We start from the raw sequence: 19637 nt of genomic DNA on the forward strand, positions 1-19637 counted from the left end.
GTCGCCGGACCCGACAAGGAGGGTCCGAGTGGACTTCGAACCGAGCCCCAGAGCCCGCGACCTGCAGGACAACCTGCTGGAGTTCATGGACGCCGAGGTCTACCCGGCCGAGCCCGTCTACGAGCAACAGATGGAGGCCCTCGGAGATCCCCACGGGCATCCGCAGATCATCGAGGACCTGAAGGACAAGGCCCGCGAGCGCGGGCTGTGGAACCTGTTCATGCCACATGAGACCGAGTGGACCCCCGACCCGGTGTCCAACCTCGACTATGCCCACCTGGCGGAGATCTCGGGATGGTCGGGCCACATGGCGCCGGAAGCCATGAACTGCGCGGCGCCGGACACCGGCAACATGGAGGTGCTGTCGCTGTTCGGTACGCCCGGACAACAGGAGCAATGGCTGCAACCACTGCTTGCCGGGGAGATCCGATCCGCGTTTGCCATGACCGAGCCCGACGTGGCTTCCTCCGATGCCACCAACATCCAGCTGTCCATCCGCCGCGACGGCGACGAGTACGTGCTCAACGGCCGCAAGTGGTGGATCTCGGGAGCCGCATCCGAACGCTGCAAGGTGTTCATCGTGATGGGCAAGACCGATCCGAACGCGCCCCGCCACACCCAGCAGTCGATGATTCTCGTTCCCCGCGACGCACCGGGGCTCAAGATCGTGCGCGACCTGCCGGTGTACGGCTACCAGGACCGCGAAGGCCATGTGGAGCTGCTGTTCGAGGACGTCCGCGTGCCTGCGGGGAACCTGATCGGCGAAGAGGGTTCCGGGTTCGCGATCGCCCAGGCGCGGCTCGGGCCCGGACGCATCCATCACTGCATGCGCTGCGTGGGCGTGGCCGAGCGTGCACTCGACCTCATGTGCAAGAGGGTGAAGGGGCGCGTGGCGTTCGGCAAGCCGATCGCCGACCAGGGGGTCGTGCGCGAGTGGATCGCGGACTCACGCATCGAGATCGAGCAGGCACGCCTGCGCACGCTCAAGGCCGCGTGGCTGATGGACACCGTCGGCACCAAGGGCGCCGCCATCGAGATCTCCGCGATCAAGGTCGTCGCCCCCAACATGGCGCTGCGTGTCGTGGACCGGGCCATCCAGGCCCACGGTGGCGGCGGTGTCAGTGACGACTTTCCGCTCGCACGGATGTACGCGGGCCTGCGCACCCTGCGCTTCGCCGACGGCCCCGACGAGGTCCACCGGCGCCAGGTGGCACGCACCGAACTCGCCCGCCACGAGTAGTCACCCACACCCTTTCAGGGCCCTTCGGAGCGCAAGGGGTCAATACGGCCCCAGCATGGCTGCGGGCTAGGCTCGGGCCCGGAGTGCCGGGAAGTCTGGTCGGCGCCGTTCGGCACGCCCGGCGGCTGATCTCCGACCCCTCATGATCCCGCTTCTGCTCGCCCACCTGATCGCCGCCGTGGTCTGCCTCGCCCCCGGGCGTCGCGCAGCCCGCTGGGCGCTGCCTGTGGCTGCGATCGCTCCCGCCGTCACATTCGGTTGGCTCGTGGCGAAGGCCCCCGCCGTGCTCGATGGCGACACGCCGACCGAGACCGTGAAGTGGGTGCCCGACCTCGCGCTGTCGATCTCGCTTCGCCTCGATGGCTTCGGGCTGCTGATGGGGCTGCTCGTGTCGGGCATCGGGGTGCTCGTGCTGCTCTACTCCGTGGCCTACTTCGGGCGCCGCGACGACCTCGGCAAGCTGGCGGGACTGCTCGTCGGATTCGCCGGCGCCATGCTCGGCATCGTCTGGGCCGACGGCCTGCTCACCCTGTTCGTGTTCTGGGAGCTCACATCGATCACGTCGTTCCTACTCATCGGCTTCGATGACGGCAACGTGACCGCGCGCGCTGCGGCGACGCGGGCGTTCCTGGTCACCGGTGCCGGCGGCCTCGCGATGCTCGCCGGGCTCATCATCCTCGGGCAGGTCTCCGACACCACCACCATCTCCGGTCTGGTCGAGGCGGCGCCCACGGGCACTCTCACCAGCGTCGCACTGGTGCTCGTGCTCGCCGGGGCGTTCACCAAGTCGGCACAGTTCCCGTTCCACTTCTGGCTGCCCGGAGCCATGGCGGCACCTACGCCTGTGAGCGCCTACCTGCATTCCGCCACGATGGTGAAGGCCGGCCTGGTCGTCGTCGCCCGCCTCGCACCGGGCTTCGCCACCGAAGGCCCCTGGCGGCTGCTCGTGGTGGGAGCCGGGCTTGCGTCGCTGCTCATCGGCGGCGTACGAGCGATGCGCCAGCAGGACACGAAGCTGGCGCTCGCCCACGGCACCGTCAGCCAGCTGGGTTTCCTGATGGTGCTGCTGGGGCTAGGCACACCGGCCACCACCTACGCCGGCGTGGCGATGCTGCTCGCCCATGCGTTGTTCAAAGCCTCGCTCTTCTTGTCGGTCGGGGTGGTCGACCACCAGGTGGGAACCCGCGACATGCGACGCCTCAAGGGGCTGCTGCGAGCGCTCCCGATCCTGGCCGCCTCCGTGATCGTGGCGGGTGCGTCCATGGCTGCCATCCCACCCACCTTCGGATTCGTGGCCAAGGAGAAGGCTCTCGACGCCCTCCTGGATGCCGACATCGGTGCCATAGGTGTGGTCGCCCTGATCGGCATCGTCGTGGGGTCGGTTCTGACCGTCGCCTACACGATCCGCATCGTGGTCGGCATGCTCGGCAACGACGCTGCAGGCATCGAGTCGACCACGACCGAGAGCGGCGAGGTGCTGCCTTCACAGGCACCGGTCGACCCGTCGTCGGTGCACCGACCCTCACCGGGCTTCATCGGAGCGCCCGCGTTGCTTGCGTTGGTCTCGCTGGTGTTCGGCTTCATGGCCGGCCCGGTGGGCAACTGGCTGGCCGAGGCAACCGCCTCGCTCGATCCCGAGACGTCCTCCAAGTACCTGAAGCTGTGGCCCGGCATCAACGTGGCGCTGGGCCTCTCGGCCGGCATCATCGCGCTCGGAGCGGCGACCTGGTGGTTCACACGGGTCCCCACCCGCACCGTCGACGCCCGCCGCAGCCCGGCCACGGTCATCTACGACCGCATCTACGACGGCCTGCTGTCGGGCGCCCGCCGCATCACCGCAGCGACCCAGAGCGGGTCACTCCCCTTCTACCTGGGCGTGGTGCTCAGCACGGTCGCCGCCGCAATGGTCGCCGCCATCATCGCCGGCGCCACCGATGCGATCAGCGACCCGGTGTGGGCCGACTCGCCGCTCGAAGTGGCGGCCGTGGTACTCACGGGGCTGCTCGCCGTGGCCGTCGTGGCGGCCCGCCAACGATTCACCGCAGCGGTGCTGCTCGGTGGCAGCGGCTACATGCTCGCCGTTGTCTACCTGCTGCAGGGTGCACCGGATCTGGCCATCACCCAGTTCCTGGTCGAGACACTCACGATCGTGGTGTTCCTGCTCGTGCTGGCGAGGCTGCCCCGCGAGTTCGCAGCTGCACCAGCATGGGCTCCGAGAACGCTTCGCATCGGCATCGCGGTGACCGTGGGCATCGTGGTGGCCGTGTTCGCCTTCGGTGCATCTGCGGCCCGCACCGAGCCGTCGGTGGGTCAGGAGTACATCGCCCTGTCCGAGCCGGAGGCGGGTGGCCTCAACGTCGTCAACGTGATCCTCGTGGACTTCCGCGGTTTCGACACCCTGGGAGAGATAACGGTGCTGGCAGTAGCCGGCGCAGGCGTGGTCAACCTGGTTCGCGCCGCTAGGCGCCAGCAGCGCCGCAAGCGACTCGAGGACGGCACCGAGCTCGAGGACCGATCGGGTCGACAGGTGGGGGTGTGGCGATGAGCGCTGACCACTCCGGGCCGGGACCGCTGAACCGTCGCTCGATGATCCTCACCGAGACGGTCAACGGGATCACTCCGATCCTGCTGTTGTTCTCGATCTTCCTGACCTTCCGCGGGCACAACGCTCCCGGTGGCGGTTTCGCCGGCGGACTGGTGATGGGTGCCGCGGTGATCCTGCGCTACCTGGCCTCCGGGCCGGCCGGCGTGCGCTCCCTTCGAATCGACCCGATCGTGCTCATCGGCATCGGCCTGACCCTCTCGGCCGTGGTCGGCCTGGCTCCACTGCTGGTCGGCGAGGGATTCCTCGAGTCGGCCATCTGGAAGTTCGAGCTGCCCCTGCTCGGCAAGGTGAAACTGGTGTCGTCCAGCTTCTTCGACATCGGGGTGCACATCCTCGTGCTCGGGGTCGTGATGGCGATCCTCGTGGCGTTCGTGGAGGCCGATGACGAGGTGGCACGGGTGCAACACGCGCGGCGTGTGTCCAAGCGGGAGGCCGAAGCTGACGCGGCCGAGGCGGAGGGGACGCCATGAGCATCGTGCAGGCTGCCCTCATCGCCGTGCTCGCAGGCACCGGCACCTACCTCGTGATGCACCGCACGCTGACGCGGATCATCCTGGGCCTCGGCCTGCTCGGCAACGCGATCAACCTGCTGATCCTCACCTCGGGAGACTCCCCGGGCGAGGCACCGATCATCGGACGCGAGGGCGCGTTCACCGACCCGCTGCCCCAGGCGCTGGTGCTGACCGCCATCGTGATCGGCTTCGGCGTGATCTCGTTCCTTCTGGCCATGGCCTACCGCGCCTGGACGATCGACGGCAACGACGAGGTCGAGGACGACATCGACGACCGCCGTCTCGCACAGCAGAGCGACACTGGCGGCGACTACGGGGAGCCCACATGAGCGCCCTGATCCCCCTGGTCATCGCAGTGCCGCTCACGGGGGCCGCCGTGACGCTGCTCGCAATCCGTTCGCGGACCACCCAGCGGCTGATCGCCATCGCCTGCGCAGTGGCCACGGCCGCGATCTCGATCGCGATCCTCATCGGAGTCGACCGCGACGGCACCCAGGCGGCCGCCCTCGGTGGTTGGCCGGGGCGCATCGCCATCAACCTCGTGGCGGACCGGTTCTCAGCGCTGATGCTCACCGTCAGCTCCACGATGCTGCTCGCCGTGCTGCTGTATGCCCTCGGCCAGCGAGCGGACGACGAGCGGTCACGCTGGTACCACCCGGCCTACATGGCCCTGATGGCCGGCGTGAGCGGGGCGTTCCTGGCGGGCGACCTCTTCAACCTGTTCGTCTGGTTCGAGGTACTCCTGATGGCCAGCTACGTGCTGCTCACCCTCGAGGGCAACGACGGCCAGATCCGTTCGGGCACCACCTACGTGGTGCTCAACGTGGTGGAGTCGCTGGTGCTCGTGACCGCCGTCGCGCTCATCTTCGCCGCCACCGGCACCCTCAACATGGCGGACCTGCCCGATCGCCTCGCAGCGCTGCCTGACGGGGTCCGGCTCGGGCTCAACCTGCTGTTGCTGATCGCGTTCGGGCTGAAGGCAGCCGTGTTCCCCCTGTTCTCGTGGCTACCTGACTCCTACCCGGCCGCGCCCAGCCCGGTCAGCGCCGTGTTCGCCGGCCTGCTCACCAAGATCGGTGTGTACGCGATCGTGCGTACCCAGACGCTGCTGTTCCCCGACACCAATCGCACGCTCCTGCTCGTGATCGCTGGCCTCACGATGGTGATCGGTGTGCTGGGCGCCATCGCCCAGTCCGACATGAAGCGGATACTCAGCTTCCACATCATCAGCCAGATCGGCTACATGATCATGGGCGTGGCCCTAGGGGGGCTGGCGGCGATCACGGCCACGATCTTCTACATGCTGCACCACATCCCCGTGAAGACATCCCTGTTCCTCGTCGAGGGAATCGTCGAGCGCGACACCGGGTCATCGACGCTCGACCGCGTCTCCGGGCTGGCGAGACGGTCGGGTCCTCTTGCTGCGCTCTTCCTCATCCCTGCGTTCAGCCTCGCCGGGCTTCCGCCCTTCAGCGGCTTCGTGGGCAAGCTGGCCGTGGTCACCGAGGGCCTCGACCAACGTTCGTGGTGGATCGTCGCAGCCGCCCTGGCAGTGTCGCTCATGACGCTGGTCTCGATGCTCAAGATCTGGACCGGTGCCTTCTGGGGAGACCCCGACCCAGCCCCCGCCGAGGGCCAGAGCCGGGGTCTGCTTCGCCAGCATCCTCTCATGTCGGCGGTCACCGTCGCCGTGGTCACCGCCACGCTCTGCATCGCGCTGTTCGCCGGCCCGCTGTACCGCTTCTGTGAGCGAGCGGCCCAGGATGCGACTCGCGTGACCACGTACACCGAGGCGGTGATCAAGTGAGCCGCCTACTGCCACCGGCCTTCGTGCTGTTCGTGTGGCTCGCGCTGTGGGGTGAGATATCGGTCGCCAACGTGGTGAGCGGGATCCTCGTGGTCACCCTGATCGGGTTGATAATCCGGCCGGTGCCCCGCGAGCACACCCTCGCCCCCCTTGCCCTCCTGCGACTGCTGGCGGTGTTCGTGTGGCGCCTGTTCAGCTCCTCGATGATCGTCGTGGCCGCCGTGGTGGCTCCGACACCCGCCCGCCTGCGTTCCGGCGTGGTGGCCGTACGGCTACAGCATCGCTCGAACCTGGTCGCCACGATCGTGGCCGACGCGATCAGCCTCACGCCGGGCACGCTCACCCTCGACGCGCACGACCCCGACCACGTGGAGCAAGATCCGCCCGGAGCCGAGGAGCACGATGGCGAGGCACCGGCCGACGGTTCGGATCATCCACCGCACGGCGACACTCCGGTGCTGTACATACACGTGCTCGGACTCGACAACCCCGACGCCGTTCGAGACGACGTGCGCCGCCTGGAAGAACTGGTTATCGCAGCGGTGACTCCCAACGAAGCCGTGTCGGGCGGTGACACGCCATGATCGTCGTCGTGTGGATCTCAGCAACGATGCTCGTGGCCGCGGGGCTGCTGGCAACCGTGCACGTGATCAGGTCGCGCAACCTGCCGGATCGCGCGATCGGCATCGACATGCTCGTGGCGCTGATCCTCAACGGACTCGCGGTGGGAGTCGCGGCATCACAGGACTCGCTCGTGGTGGCCCTGGTGCTCATCATCGGGCTGCTCGCGTTCCTCGGAAGCGTGACCATCGCTCGTTTCATCGAGAGGAGGGGGCTGTGAACTCCTTCGTGAACGTGCTGGCGGCTGTACTCATGCTCGCCGGCTCTGCCCTCGCACTGATCGCTGCGGTCGGCCTGTTCCGCATGCCCGACGCGTATTCCCGGATCCACGTCGCCACGAAGCCCGCCACGCTCGCGGTCGTTTGCACGGTCGGCGCGGCGATGCTGCGCGTTCCCGGCCTGTCCGCCACCACGAAGCTGCTGCTGGCGGTGGCACTGCAGTTCTGGACCGCACCGGTTGCCAGCCACATGATCGGTCGTGCCGCCTACGCGGCGGGACTGAAACCAGCCAAGCCCTGGGCCATCGATGACCTGGCCAACGGCGATGGCTTCGCGGAACCCGGCGCCGATGCGGACCCGGAGCCCGAAGCCCCCGCCGGGGACGCCGGCTGACGGCAGCTCAGGCCTCGCGGCTGATCTCGAGGATCCGGTCCAGACCGCATTCGCCGAGCAGGTCGGCCGCGGCCCCTGACGCCGTCACGGTCATGGTCGCCCCGCGACGCCTGGCCTTGCGGTCAGCGGCCAACAGCACGCCCAGACAAACGGGGTCGAACCAGTCGACCGATCGCAGGTCGACGTGCAAAGGTCCGTCGTGAACCGCGTCCAGCGCAGCCATGAGACGCGGCAGCGCGGACAGATCGACATCGCCGACCACTGCGATGGTGGTCGAGTCGCCGGCGGGACGGGTCTGCACGTCGAACAGCACGCCGCAAGCCTACGACTCCGAGCCGGCGCGCCCGACGGGGAGCCTGTCACCCACACATCGTACCGTTGTGGGATGACCGAGGTGCTCCGTACTCCGCCCGCCACCGGCGCGGCCACCGACCCCGGTGATGCCATTACGGCCTTGGTCGACTCGCTCTCAACCGACTCCCGCTTCGTGCACCGCCACCGCGACCCGCCCAGGCCGGCTTCACACGCCGACCCGAAGCTACCGCTACCCGAAGCGCTGGCCGGCGGCCTGCGGTGCTGGTCGCACCAGGCCGCGGCCATCGACGCCCTGCGCGATGCCACCTCCATCGTCCTCACCACGCCCACGGGATCAGGCAAGTCGCTGTGCTATCAGGCACCTGCACTCGAGGCCGCCCAGCGCGGTGAGCACGTGCTGATGGTCTTCCCGACCAAGGCGCTGGCCCACGACCAGCTCCACTCGCTGGCGGCCGCGGCGCCGCGGGGGATCAACGTGGCCGCCTACGACGGCGACTGCTCGCCCGAAGAGCGCAACTGGGTGCGATCCAACGCTCACATCGTGCTGACCAACCCCGAGATGCTCCATCTCGGCATCCTCTCCAACCACCGACGCTGGGAGGACTTCCTTCGCGGCCTCGATCTGGTCGTCGTCGACGAACTGCATGTGCTTCGCGGCGTGTTCGGAAGCCACACCGCCAACGTATTGCGCCGCCTGCGACGGCTGGTGGAGGCACACCGTGGTCGCGGACCCACGTTCGCGTTCACCTCCGCCACGATCGGTGAGCCCGGCGTTCTCTCCGAGGCCATGTGTGGCCTGCCTACCGCCACGATAGGGCAGTCCGGCGCCCCCACCGGCGAGCGCACCACGGTGCTGTGGAACCCGTTCGACGACAAGGGCGATCGTGAGGCAGCCGGCAGCTCACTCAACATCGAGACGGCGCGGGTTGCCAGCGAGGTGGCTGCCGGCGGGCTGCGCACCCTCGTGTTCTGCCGGTCGCGCAGGGCATCGGAGCTCGTTGCCAACGAGGTACGAGTCCGCCTGGAACAGGCAGGGGTGGAGGGTGCCCATGGTCTCGTGCGTGCCTACCGGGCCGGGTACCTCGCCGAGGAACGTCGCGAGATCGAGGTCGCACTGGCAGAAGACCGGCTGCGCTGCGTGGTGGCCACCAATGCACTCGAGCTGGGCATCGACGTCGACGGACTGGACGCAGTGGTGATGTCCGGCTTTCCCGGCACGATCGCATCGTTTCGCCAGCAGGTCGGACGAGCGGGTCGCGGAGCGCGCAGTTCGCTTGCGGTCTTGGTGGCGGGCGAGGATCAACTGGACCAGTGGATCATGCGCCACCCGCGCGAGGCCTTCAGGCGGGCACCCGAGCCGGCCGTGATCAACCCCGACAACCCCCATGTGCTGCATCCCCACCTCGGCTGCGCAGCCGACGAGATGCCGCTCACCCGACGCGACGAGGGCTACTGGCCCGATGTTCTCGACGATGCCGTGCGCTGCCTCGTGCTCGAGGACCGCCTCCGCGTGGAGGTTCCAACCGAGCGCGAGCCTGGTGCTGGATCGCCGCGTGCGCGCTGGGCGGGGCGCGGCTCGCCCGCGCCCACCATCGGGCTCCGTTCGGCGTCGCGGGGCGAGTTCCGCATCCGCCGGCCTGACGGCAGCGTGCTCGGCACCGTCGACTCCAGCCGGGTAGCCGACACGGTGCACGACGGCGCGGTGTACCTGCACCAAGGTGCTGCGTGGCGAGTGTGCGAGCTCGACATGGCCGACCGCACGGCGCACGTCGAGCCCGACGACGGCACCACCTACACACAGACAAGGCGTGACACGAGCATCGAGCTGCTCGACGAGTCGGGCACCGCGGTGATCGAGCAGATGGCAGCACATCTAGGGCGGGTGGAGGTGACCACAACCGTCACCGGCTACGTGCGCAAGTCCGTCGACCGCCACGAGGTGGTCGACCGGGTGGACCTCGACCTTCCCCCCTCGACCCTCGACACCACCGCCGTGTGGTGGACCTTCGGCGCCGAATTGATCGACGGCCTGGGGCTCGATGCCGGCCGTCTGCCCGGCGCACTGCACGCAGCCGAACACGCCGGTATCGGCATCCTGCCGTTGTTCGCCATGTGTGACCGCTGGGACGTCGGTGGCGTGTCCACGCCCTGGCTGGCGGAGAGCGACGCTGCCACGATCGTGATACATGACGCCCATCCGGGCGGTGCCGGAGTCGCTCCGATGGCCTTCGATGCGGCGCCGCGCCACCTTGCGGCCACGCTCGAGGTGCTCCGCAGCTGTCCCTGTGAGTCAGGCTGCCCGAGCTGCGTGCAGTCGCCGAAGTGCGGCAACGGCAACGAGCCGCTCGACAGGGAAGCGGCAGGCCTGCTGCTTGCGGCCGCCACCCGGCGACGGGGTCGGCGTCGCTGAGGGTCTGGCGGCATGTCATTCCACCCGTACCACCAGCGTTTCGCGCAGCCGCAACGACCCGACCGCCAATCCGACCAGGGGAACACGGGTGGGCCGCGCCACAACCGCCACGGTGAGCAGGGAGCCCCGCTGCCTTCCTCCCGACAGTCGCAGACCCTCGATCTCGAGTCCGGAACCGACATCGTGCAACGCCTCGCGGGTGGCTGCCTCGGTGGGCTCCACCATAGCTGCGCGGGCCGCGGCCGAGGTCGCCCTCGTGAGGTGGACCTGGTCACGCGCCAGGACCGCGACCTGCACAACGGCTGCCAGCAGGACGACGACCAACGGCAATACGAGAGCGAACTCCACGGTGGCCTGCGCCCTGACGTCCGGCTGGCGACCAGTGTGGCTCATCCGGCCTGCTGGAGGATCCGGGAGAACACGGCCTCGAACAGCCTGCCGACCACATCGGTTCCGGTGACCCAGGAGACCACCAGCAGTGCGAGCGCGGCCGCTCCGAGCAGCACGAGTGCGTACTCCACAGTGCTCTGGGCTCGCTCGTGCGGTGTGCCCGCGGCCATATGGCCGCTGGTTCTGGTGAGGTTTCTCATGGGTCTCCACTTCGCTCTTGTGAGCCGGTCGCCGGCTCGGTAGGGCAAGCTCGAGGAGGTCCTTGCCCGCCATGGCGAGCGGGGCGATCGTGACCAGCACGAACGCGGGCAGCACCAGCCCCGCCAGCGGCAACAGCAGCACCACCGGCAACCTGCGGACGCGCTGCTCGCGTTCGCGGCGAAGGCGCTTGCGCTCCTGAATTGCGAAACGTCGCAGCGGTTGCGCCACGGGTGCTCCCGACGTGGCGCTCAGGGACAACAAGGTCGCCAGCGAATGCCATCCCGGCTGTTCCCGGGAGCCGAGGTCCTCGAGCACGTCGATCAGGTCGGTGCCGCGTTCGAGGGAGTCAGCACAGGCCCTCATCGCAGCACCGGTGCCCGGCGCCCGGCCCACGCCGACCACCGCCTCGGCGACGCTGCTTCCGGCCGCTGCGGCGACGGCCAGCAGCTCGGCGCAGAGCGCCGGCTCCTCAGCCGTGTCGGGTCGCGGGTCACGCGGCCTCACGACTCGGGGACGGGTTGGCAGCGAGACGGGTCGACCCGGCCAGGCCACGGCGGGACCCACTACATCGGGGCGGCCCGGCATCACCGCCCGCGACCACCGACGCGGCCACAGCCCCGCGAGCGTGGCCGACGCGGCCAACACCGCTACCAGGGCGGTCACCGGACGGCTCGTGCGGTCAGGACCGCGCCCGCGCGCAGCGCGGCGAGGTCGAGCGCGACCGCCACGCCGAGGCACCCCCAACCAAGCGGCGTTGCGACCATGGCCGCCGTCGACCCGGGAGCAATCATCGTGATCATCGCCAGTCCGACCAGTGGCAGGGCGCAGAGCGCTGCCACCGAGGCGCGCGCCTGGCTGGTCAGTGCCCCGACTTCCTCGGTCAGTTCGATCCTGTCGACCAGCGCCGCTGCGACCGCATCGAACACCTCGGGCAGCCCCCTGCCATGGTGGCCGGCGAATCGTGCGGCGGCGCACAGCAGCCGTACATCCTGTGCAGGGAGAGGCGACTTCGTGGGCGGTACCGAGTCGGCCCGCAGATACCACTGCTCGAGTGCTTCATCCAGGCTGAGGCCGCGGCGCAACTGTGCACAGACGACCCCGCACTCGTGGCCAACCTCCGCCCTCAGACCACCCGCTGCATCCTCCAGCGCCTCCACCGGCGTCATGCCGAGTCGGGTGGAACGTGCCAGGTGCACCGCCACGGACACGAGCTCCCGGCGCGGATCAACGCTGCGACCTCGTCGGCGCCTGCGGAGCACGAACCTGGTGCACACCGCCGCGACGGCCAGCAGGCCCAGCGTTGGCGTCATCGGTCCTGCTCCACCGCCGCGAGACGTTCACCTGCGAAGCGGTGCATCGAGGTGACCGCACGCGAACCGTCGACCCTGCGCTCCACCCCGACCAGCAGGTCGACAGCGTTGCGGACCTGCGCGCTGGCCGCGTGCAGAGGAACGGAGCCGCCGAGTCCCACGACGACCATCACCTCGAGTCGTGCAACCGCGTCGACGGCGCTGGACGCGTGCACTGTCGACATCGACCCCCGGTGGCCCGTGGACAGTGCCCAGATCATGTCGGCGGCCTCGGCGCCGCGTACCTCGCCGACGATGAGGCGGTCGGGCCTCAGGCGCATCGCCGCCCGCACGAGGTCGCCCATGGAGATGCCACCAGCGCCCTCCGCCGATTCCGGCCTGCCCTCGAGGCGCACGACCGTGGGCCCCACCGGATCCAGCTCCGATGTGTCTTCGATCACCACCACGCGGAGCTCGGCGGGGATCAATCCCGACAGTGCGTTGACAAGAGTCGTCTTGCCGGCACCCGTTGCTCCGAACACGACGATGTTGTCACCACGGCGGACCGAGTGGCGGAGCTCATCGGCGACCGCCTGGGTGCAGAAGGCCTCAAGGTCGAGTGTGGCCATGTGGTGGCGGCGCAAGGCCACCAGGGGACCTTGGGGCGCCACCGGGTCGAGTATGACCGCTACCCGTGTGCCGTCCTCGGTGCGGGCGTCGACTATCGGATGTGCGCGGTCGGCCCTCAGGCCGAGCGGCGTGACCAGTCGCTCGATGGTGCGCAGTATCTGGCCGCCGTCCAGCTGGATCCCGGTGCGCTCGAGGCACCCCCGACGCTCCACCAGCACTTCGCCGGGCCCATCGATGAATATGTCGGTGACCGACTCGTCGCCGAGCAGCCGCTCGATCGGCCCCATGCCCAGAAGGTCAGAGGCGAGGTCATTGGCCAACGCCTCGAGCGCTGTCGCGTCCAGCAGCGGGGCCTCGCGAGCCAACAGCTCCCGCAGGGCCGCCTGCGGATCCCCTCCGCCGCCACCCGAGCGGAACGCCGAGCGCACCCGGTCGCGAAGCCCTGGCGCGTGGTCGGCTGGTTCAGTGCGCACGGCGCAGACCCGTCGCCAGGGTGGGTGGCACGCGGCGTGCAAGGCTGCCGCTGTCGATCGCCCGCCGAACAGCAGGATCGGATTCGACCACCCCGACCACCGGCAACCCGAGTATGTCGGCGATGTCGCGACGACCGACCGACCTGCCGGGCTCCCGCACGAAAACGACCCCATCGGCTGTGACCCCGAGGCTCATCGCCCGTCGCAACGCCATGTAACAGCCCGTCGTGACGAAAAGGGAGCTCCCGGCTTCCCGTAGGTGCACGGCTGGATGCCTGGTGCGACCATGGCCATCGAGGCCCGGCTCGCTCACGGCAAGGTCATGGGTGCTGAGTAGAGGGGTCCCGGCGTCCACCACCACGACCTCGCCGAGGGCAGTGCACGCCTGCACCAAGGCGGCGCCCCTGTCTGCGCCGACCTGGGCGCTGCCCTCACCCTTGGGCACCAGCAACAGATCGCTGGTGACGTCCACGGCGAGTCGGGCCAGCGCTTCGCCGGGGGCTGCGCTGTCGCACCAGTCGAGGATCCCGGGGCCGGCGGGCTCCGACATTCCGAGTGCCGCGGGCTGGTCGCCGCCGAGATCCACCACCACCGCACGGCCGTGGCGCTGTGCCATGAGTCCGCCCAACGCTGCGCTGACCACGGAGACGCCTGCACCGCCCTTGACGGACCAACAGGTGATGAGCATGCCTTCACCCCTTCCTTCACGGCCGCGCTCGAGGGCGGCCAGGATGGGGGAAGCGGGCGTCAACGATGCGCTCGGTGGCGGTCGTCAGCCCCGTGCTCGGTGTGCCGGAGACAAGCTACGTAGCGAAAACGAAGAATGCACCGGGTCGCGCGACCCGGTGCATTCGGTTGTGAGGTGTGCCTGGGCTCAGACAGCCAGCAGGTCGCGGGCACCCGTGTCGCTCGACGGGTGACGCAGCTTCGACATCGCCCGGGCCTCGATCTGGCGGATGCGCTCCCGGGTGAGGTTGAAGTGCTCGCCGACCTCTTCGCGGGTGCGAGCCTCGCCACGGTCCAGTCCGAAGCGAAGTTTCAGGATCTCTCGCTCGCGCTCATCGAGCGGTGACAACAGCCTCGAGATCTCCTCGGGCAGCAGCTTGGTGGCGGCCACCTCAAAGGGTGACTCGACGCTGCGGTCCTCGACGACGTCACCGAGTTCGGCATCGCCGTCCTCACGGAGCGGCTCCGACAGCGACAGCGGCTCGGCGGCGAAGCGCAGGGCCTCGGTCACCTTGTCCTCTGGCATCTCGACCTCGCGGCTCAGCTCGGCGAGGGTCGCCGGGCGGCCGAGCTTCAGCTCGAGGCGTGCCCGGGCCTTCTGCAAGCGGGCGAGCGTGTCGCCGGCGTGCACTGGCAGGCGGATCGTGCGGCCGGTGTTGGCGATGCCGCGCGTGATGGCCTGGCGGATCCACCAGGTCGCGTAGGTGGAGAACTTGAAGCCCTTTCGCCAGTCGAACTTCTCGACCGCGTGCATGAGGCCGAGGTTGCCCTCCTGAATGAGGTCCAGCAGCGGCAGCCCGGAGGCCTGGTACTTCTTGGCGATCGAGACGACGAGTCGCAGGTTCGACTGCACGAAACGACGCTCCGCCTCTTCGCCCTTGCGCGAGAGCCTGCGGAGCTCGCGGCGGCGGCCCGGAGCGATGCTGCGGCCCTTCTCCTCGATCTCGGCACGAGCCTCCGCACCGGCCTCGATGGCCTGGGCGAGCTCGACTTCGTCTTCCTTGGTGAGCAGTGCGTACTGCCCGATGTCGGTCAGGTAGAGCCGTACGAGATCTTCCTCGTCCCTCTCAACTCGGTCCTTGGCCACCGTTCACCTCTTCTTGGGCACCTGTTCAAGGGTGATTCGTGCGCTGGCACGAGTGCCTGTCAGGCCGGTGCGTGGTCCCGACGGCATCTATCTACTGTACGGATGAAGTCAAGCCTTCCAAGTGAGTAAATCATCACGCCGTGTGGTGGTGTGTCGATACATCTCATGCATGACGAGAAGTGCGACCGGTGGTACGGCAGTGGGCTCCGATGGCTGACACAGCTGTACAACAGGCGCGAACCGCCGTGAATTCCCGTTTCGTGGCGCTCCGGGCGGGCAACCGAGCCCAGCTGGTCACACCCCGATGGACCGCCCGATCCACCGCCGGCTTCGCCAGATCTGCTGTGGCGCCTCTCAGGAACTGATCAGGTCCGCCAGCGACACCGCCGCAGACGAGCAGATTTCAGCGTTCCTGTCGCCTTGCAGGCACTCCCCCAACAGGCCCAACGCTTCCAGGGTCGCGCGCTGCAGGTCAGCAACACAGATCGACAGCCACCTGAGTACTCCTCGGTCTGCTGCGTCAGCGCACAGTGCCAGATGGGCGCGATACCTCTCCGCCAGGGCGGGGCCTAGTGCGATCGACCACAACGCGAGACGCTGCTCTGCGTCGGCCACCTCGACAGCCGATGCCAGAACCGGGGCCCAGCGCTTCGATGCGGCATCGGGCCGGGCCCGCACCGAGCGCGGTAGGCGCCGCTCCCACTGCTCGGCTCGCCAACCATGCTGGGCGGACTCGACCGCGAAGAATGACTGCAGCGCAGCCCCCGTGGAACCTGACGCAGCGTCAGCATCGGTGGACCACACCCCGGTCAGGCGGAACAGGGCCTCCTCGAGCTCGAGGTGTCCTGTCACGAGCGCAGCCGTGTCTTCGAGGGTCAAGTGCTTCGGAGGCGGCTGCTGCACGGCCCAAGACTAGGCCGAGGGTTCAGGTCGGCTGCGGTGGGGCATAATGTCGTTGCAGCGCGCGGGAATCAACCATCACATGAGTGTGGTTCCACTGTGGTTAAGAGCGGAGGACCGACAATGACTGATCAAACTGGGAATGCCTGGCCGGCACTGCTGGACGCGCAGGGTCGTATCGCCGACCGACTGGACCGTGACCTGATTGACCAAGCCGACATCACGTTGGCCGAGTTCGAGGTCCTGGACCACCTTGCCGGCAGCGCGGAGCACACGGTTCGAATGAACGAGCTGGCGGAACACGTGCGCCTGTCCCCCAGCGGGCTCACGCGCCGCTTCGACACACTCGTGCGCCGCGGGTGGGTTACGAGGGAGCCTTGCGACGATGATCGCCGAGGCATCAACGCGCGGCTGACCACTGACGGGCTCGCGAAGCACGCGTTGGCCGTCGGCGTCCACGATGCCGGCGTGTCGACCTACATGCTCGACAACCTCGACGAGCACGAGGCCGAGTGCCTCACCCGGGTACTCGGCCGGCTCGGTGAACTGAACACGATCAAGCGGGGAGCGCGGGTCACCGAGGGCGCGACCGCGTCCGGCTGAGCAGGTAGTACCCGCTGACCCGGCAGTGGTCAGCCGCGCGGTCGGTACGCGTTCGTGATCGGCAGCCGCCTGTCGCGGCCGAAAGCCTTTTCCGATACGCGCAACCCCGGCGGCGACTGCCTCCGCTTGTACTCCGCCAGGTCGACCAGTCGGGCAATCCGTGACACCAGGTCAGGATCATGGCCTGCAGCCACCAACTGCTCTGCGGTCATGTCCGCGTCGACGTAGTCCTCGATCAGCGGATCCAGGACCTCGTAGGGCGGCAGGCTCTGGTCATCGGTCTGGTCGGGGCGCAGCTCCGCAGATGGCGCCTTGTCCAGGATCGACTCCGGGATCCACTCCCCCGCCTCCGTCGAGTTGCGCCAGCGACACAGCTCGTAGACGCTCAGCTTGGGCAGGTCCTTGATGACCGCCAACCCACCCGCCGAGTCGCCATAGAGAGTGGAGTAGCCCACCGCGGTCTCGCTCTTGTTGCCGGTGGTGAGCACCAGCCAACCGAACTTGTTGGACAAGGCCATCAACAACACGCCACGGATGCGTGATTGCAGGTTCTCCTCGGCCAGCCCTTCCTCGAGGCCCGCAAAGGAATCGGACAACATCTCCGTGAACGCTGCATGCGCCGGCTCGATCGCAATGGTGCGGCTCTGCACCCCGAGGTTGGCCGCCAGCGCCTCGGCATCGAGCACCGAGTGGTCACTCGAGTGGCGCGAGGGCATCAACACGACGTGGGTTCGCCGGGCACCGACTGCATCCGCAGCGATTGCCGCCACGAGCGCGGAGTCGACACCGCCGGACAGGCCCACGACAACATCGGTGAACCCGTTCTTGTGCACGTAGTCCCTCGTGCCGAGGCACAGCGCCGACCAGAGCTCCTCAGGCCCCATTGGCGAGTACGCAACCGCGCCGGCGGCGCCCGATGACACGACCCCTGGGACCTCGACCCCGGCCGGCTCCCCGCCCAGCTCGATCACGGTGCCGGCGACCCTTCGCGGTGGCGCCACGGGCACATCGGCCAGGACGAAGTCCTCACTGAAGCGCGCTGCGCGGCACACCAGACCGTCTGTGCCCACGACCATGGACCCACCGTCGAACACCAGCTCGTCCTGGCCGCCGACCTGGTTGACGTAGGCCACCGGTACACCGCTCTCCGCAACCCGCGCCCCCAGAGTGGCGAACCGGAGCTCCTGCTTGTCGGCACGAAACGGCGAGGCGTTGATGTTCAGCACCAGACGCGCTCCATGGTCGGCGGCGGCGACCGCCGGGCCACCTTGCACCCACACGTCCTCGCAGACGGTGACCGCCACGACGATCCCGCGCACCGAATAGAGCGCCTGGGACGGCGGGCCCGGGTCGAAGTAGCGCCTCTCGTCGAACACGCCGTAGTTGGGCAGCGCCTGTTTCCGGTAGCTGCCGACGATCCGGCCGCCGTGCAGCACCGCCGCGGCGTTCCATGGACCGTCGAGCGCATCGTGGGGATCTGCCCCGGGATGTCGGGTGCCCTCCACCCACCCGACCACCGCTGCGCACCGGCCGGTGACGGAGGAGGCGAGCTCCCGGAGCTGGGTCGCGGCATCGGCAACGAAGCCGGGCTTCAGCAACAGGTCCTCGGGTGGATAACCCGTGATGGCCAGCTCGGGGAACAGCGCCACGTCGGCCCCCGCGGCCTCGGCGCGCGCGTACGCCTCGAGGATGGCGGCAGCGTTGGCCTCCAGCGCACCCACCGCGGTGTTGATCTGGCAGAGTGCCACCCGCAGGGTCGCGGGATCGGGAGCATCGGACACCGGATCAGCCTACAGACGCGCCGGTGGGGGCCCGAAGGCCCCCACCGGATGCATCTCGGTCTGTCTGGATCAGGCCGGGTCGATGACCGAGCAGATCGTCTCGGTGATGAGCTTCGACACGACGTAGGGGTCGCAGTTGGCGCTGGGGCGACGGTCTTCGATGTAGCCCTTCTTGTCCTGCGCGACCTGCCACGGGATCCGGATCGAGGCTCCACGGTCGGACACGCCGTAGCGGAACTCCGAGAAGTGGGCGGTCTCGTGCTGGCCCGTGAGCCGGTCCTCGTTGCCGTGGCCGTAGCCGTCCAGGTGGCGCTCGAGTGCGTCCTCGGAGCCCATGGCCTCACAGGCGGCGATGATCGCGTCGTAGTCCTCGCGCATGAGGTTGGTCGAGAAGTTGGTGTGGCAGCCTGCACCGTTCCAGTCGCCCTTGATCGGCTTGGCCGAGATCGAGGCGTTGACGCCGAAGTCCTCGGCGATGCGGTACAGCAGGTAGCGGGCCATCCACATCTGGTCGCCGACCTCGAGGGTGCCGGACGGCCCGATCTGGTACTCCCACTGGCCGAGCATCACCTCGGCGTTGGTGCCGGAGATGTCGAGCCCCGCGCTCATGCAAGCGGTCGTGTGGGCCTCGACGATGTCGCGGCCGGCGATCTCCACGGCACCCACACCGCAGTAGTACGGGCCTTGGGGAGCGGGGTAGTAGTACCCCTCGACGGGCCAACCAAGCGGGCGGCCTTCCTCAAAGAACGTGTACTCCTGCTCCATTCCGAACCATGGGTCGTGCGCCGCGTACTTCTCGGCGACGGCCGCGCACGCAGCGCGGGTGTTGGTGGGATGGGGCTCCATCGTGCCGGGAAGCAGCACCTCGCAGAGCACCAAAACGTCGTCGCCACCGCGCAGCGGGTCGTGACACTGGAACACGGGCTGCAGCACACAGTCCGAGTTCTCACCGGGTGCCTGGTTGGTGGACGAGCCGTCGAAGCCCCAGATGCCGGGCTCCTTGCCGTCTTCGTAGATCCTGGTCTTGGAACGCATGAGCGGCACGGGATCCGTGCCGTCGATCCAGATGTATTCAGCCCTGTAAGCCACTGGCTTCACCTTTTCTGCTTCGTGGCCCTGCCGTGGCAGGACCGGCCCGATCTTGAGAGGTTTCCACGCCGAGGCACTCGCGTGCACAACGACGTGACCCTCAGAGGTTGGTCCGCCGCAATTTCTGACCCGTTGCCCAATTGTTAACGGCGTGTGAACTGACCGACTGCCATCCACCGCGCGATTCCCGCTTTCGCCGCCGCCATGGGCGTCCTGTCGGGCAAGCCGCCTGCTCGAGCATCGAACAGGGGGCGGCCGGCAACCACGGGGCCGGCGATGAGATCCTGGATGGACGGTGCCAAGATGGATGCGGCCCGCTCGCCCCGGCGAGCCTGGATCCCCCCGG

General features: G+C 68.5%; 19 protein-coding genes. 10 read left to right on the forward strand and 9 right to left on the reverse strand.

Going from position 1 to position 19637, the window contains the following annotated elements:
- Positions 1 to 28: 28 nt before the first annotated feature.
- From GY812_05925 to GY812_05960, 8 genes are all read left to right on the forward strand, one after another.
- Entirely contained in the window at positions 29 to 1240 is a 1212-nt protein-coding gene (locus GY812_05925; protein ID MCP4435027.1) for an acyl-CoA dehydrogenase, read from the forward strand.
- A gap of 142 nt (positions 1241 to 1382) precedes the next feature.
- Positions 1383 to 3785, forward strand: a complete 2403-nt coding sequence (locus GY812_05930) for a DUF4040 domain-containing protein (GenBank protein MCP4435028.1) — start codon at positions 1383 to 1385, stop codon at positions 3783 to 3785.
- Positions 3782 to 4315, forward strand: a complete 534-nt coding sequence (locus GY812_05935; protein MCP4435029.1) for a hypothetical protein — start codon at positions 3782 to 3784, stop codon at positions 4313 to 4315. Before GY812_05930 ends, GY812_05935 begins: the two co-directional genes overlap by 4 nt.
- Positions 4312 to 4686: a Na(+)/H(+) antiporter subunit C gene (locus tag GY812_05940; protein ID MCP4435030.1), complete on the forward strand. Its 375-nt coding sequence runs from the start codon at positions 4312 to 4314 to the stop codon at positions 4684 to 4686. The genes GY812_05935 and GY812_05940 overlap by 4 nt, the downstream gene beginning before the upstream one ends.
- Positions 4683 to 6164, forward strand: coding sequence for a Na+/H+ antiporter subunit D (locus tag GY812_05945; GenBank protein MCP4435031.1), 1482 nt, complete (start codon positions 4683 to 4685; stop codon positions 6162 to 6164). Before GY812_05940 ends, GY812_05945 begins: the two co-directional genes overlap by 4 nt.
- Positions 6161 to 6748, forward strand: a complete 588-nt coding sequence (locus GY812_05950; GenBank protein MCP4435032.1) for a Na+/H+ antiporter subunit E — start codon at positions 6161 to 6163, stop codon at positions 6746 to 6748. Before GY812_05945 ends, GY812_05950 begins: the two co-directional genes overlap by 4 nt.
- An 8-nt stretch (positions 6749 to 6756) precedes the next feature.
- Entirely contained in the window at positions 6757 to 7005 is a 249-nt protein-coding gene (locus GY812_05955) for a cation:proton antiporter (protein ID MCP4435033.1), read from the forward strand.
- Positions 7002 to 7397: a monovalent cation/H(+) antiporter subunit G gene (locus GY812_05960; protein MCP4435034.1), complete on the forward strand. Its 396-nt coding sequence runs from the start codon at positions 7002 to 7004 to the stop codon at positions 7395 to 7397. Before GY812_05955 ends, GY812_05960 begins: the two co-directional genes overlap by 4 nt.
- 7 nt (positions 7398 to 7404) lie before the next feature.
- Here the strand turns inward: GY812_05960 and GY812_05965 are convergent, their stop codons facing one another.
- Positions 7405 to 7710, reverse strand: a complete 306-nt coding sequence (locus tag GY812_05965) for an STAS domain-containing protein (GenBank protein MCP4435035.1) — start codon at positions 7708 to 7710, stop codon at positions 7405 to 7407.
- 72 nt (positions 7711 to 7782) lie between these two features.
- On the opposite strand from GY812_05965, the gene GY812_05970 reads away from it, so the two are divergent.
- Positions 7783 to 10122: a DEAD/DEAH box helicase gene (locus GY812_05970; protein ID MCP4435036.1), complete on the forward strand. Its 2340-nt coding sequence runs from the start codon at positions 7783 to 7785 to the stop codon at positions 10120 to 10122.
- A gap of 15 nt (positions 10123 to 10137) precedes the next feature.
- On the opposite strand, the gene GY812_05975 is transcribed toward GY812_05970, so the two are convergent.
- The 6 genes from GY812_05975 to GY812_06000 form a co-directional block, all read right to left on the reverse strand.
- Entirely contained in the window at positions 10138 to 11376 is a 1239-nt protein-coding gene (locus tag GY812_05975; protein ID MCP4435037.1) for a hypothetical protein, read from the reverse strand.
- Positions 11373 to 12023, reverse strand: coding sequence for a hypothetical protein (locus GY812_05980; GenBank protein ID MCP4435038.1), 651 nt, complete (start codon positions 12021 to 12023; stop codon positions 11373 to 11375). Before GY812_05980 ends, GY812_05975 begins: the two co-directional genes overlap by 4 nt.
- Positions 12020 to 13105: a CpaF family protein gene (locus GY812_05985; protein MCP4435039.1), complete on the reverse strand. Its 1086-nt coding sequence runs from the start codon at positions 13103 to 13105 to the stop codon at positions 12020 to 12022. Before GY812_05985 ends, GY812_05980 begins: the two co-directional genes overlap by 4 nt.
- A complete protein-coding gene (locus GY812_05990) occupies positions 13095 to 13793 on the reverse strand; it encodes a hypothetical protein (protein MCP4435040.1) in 699 nt (232 codons plus the stop codon). Before GY812_05990 ends, GY812_05985 begins: the two co-directional genes overlap by 11 nt.
- 186 nt (positions 13794 to 13979) lie before the next feature.
- Complete coding sequence (locus GY812_05995) at positions 13980 to 14918, reverse strand: sigma-70 family RNA polymerase sigma factor (GenBank protein ID MCP4435041.1); 939 nt, start codon at positions 14916 to 14918, stop codon at positions 13980 to 13982.
- Positions 14919 to 15272: 354 nt separating this feature from the next.
- The gene (locus GY812_06000) at positions 15273 to 15821 is read right to left on the reverse strand and encodes a hypothetical protein (protein MCP4435042.1); all 549 of its coding nucleotides are present in this window, start codon (positions 15819 to 15821) and stop codon (positions 15273 to 15275) included.
- A gap of 120 nt (positions 15822 to 15941) precedes the next feature.
- Between GY812_06000 and GY812_06005 the strand changes: the two genes are divergently transcribed.
- The gene (locus GY812_06005) at positions 15942 to 16421 is read left to right on the forward strand and encodes a winged helix-turn-helix transcriptional regulator (GenBank protein MCP4435043.1); all 480 of its coding nucleotides are present in this window, start codon (positions 15942 to 15944) and stop codon (positions 16419 to 16421) included.
- A gap of 29 nt (positions 16422 to 16450) precedes the next feature.
- Here GY812_06005 and GY812_06010 read toward each other — a convergent pair whose 3' ends face one another.
- Both GY812_06010 and GY812_06015 read right to left on the reverse strand, forming a co-directional pair.
- Positions 16451 to 18175: an NAD+ synthase gene (locus GY812_06010; protein ID MCP4435044.1), complete on the reverse strand. Its 1725-nt coding sequence runs from the start codon at positions 18173 to 18175 to the stop codon at positions 16451 to 16453.
- A gap of 96 nt (positions 18176 to 18271) precedes the next feature.
- Complete coding sequence (locus GY812_06015) at positions 18272 to 19291, reverse strand: glutamine synthetase (GenBank protein ID MCP4435045.1); 1020 nt, start codon at positions 19289 to 19291, stop codon at positions 18272 to 18274.
- Positions 19292 to 19637 lie beyond the last annotated feature (346 nt).

It is taken from the genome of Actinomycetes bacterium, assembly GCA_024222295.1.
GTDB lineage: Bacteria > Actinomycetota > Acidimicrobiia > Acidimicrobiales > Microtrichaceae > JAAEPF01.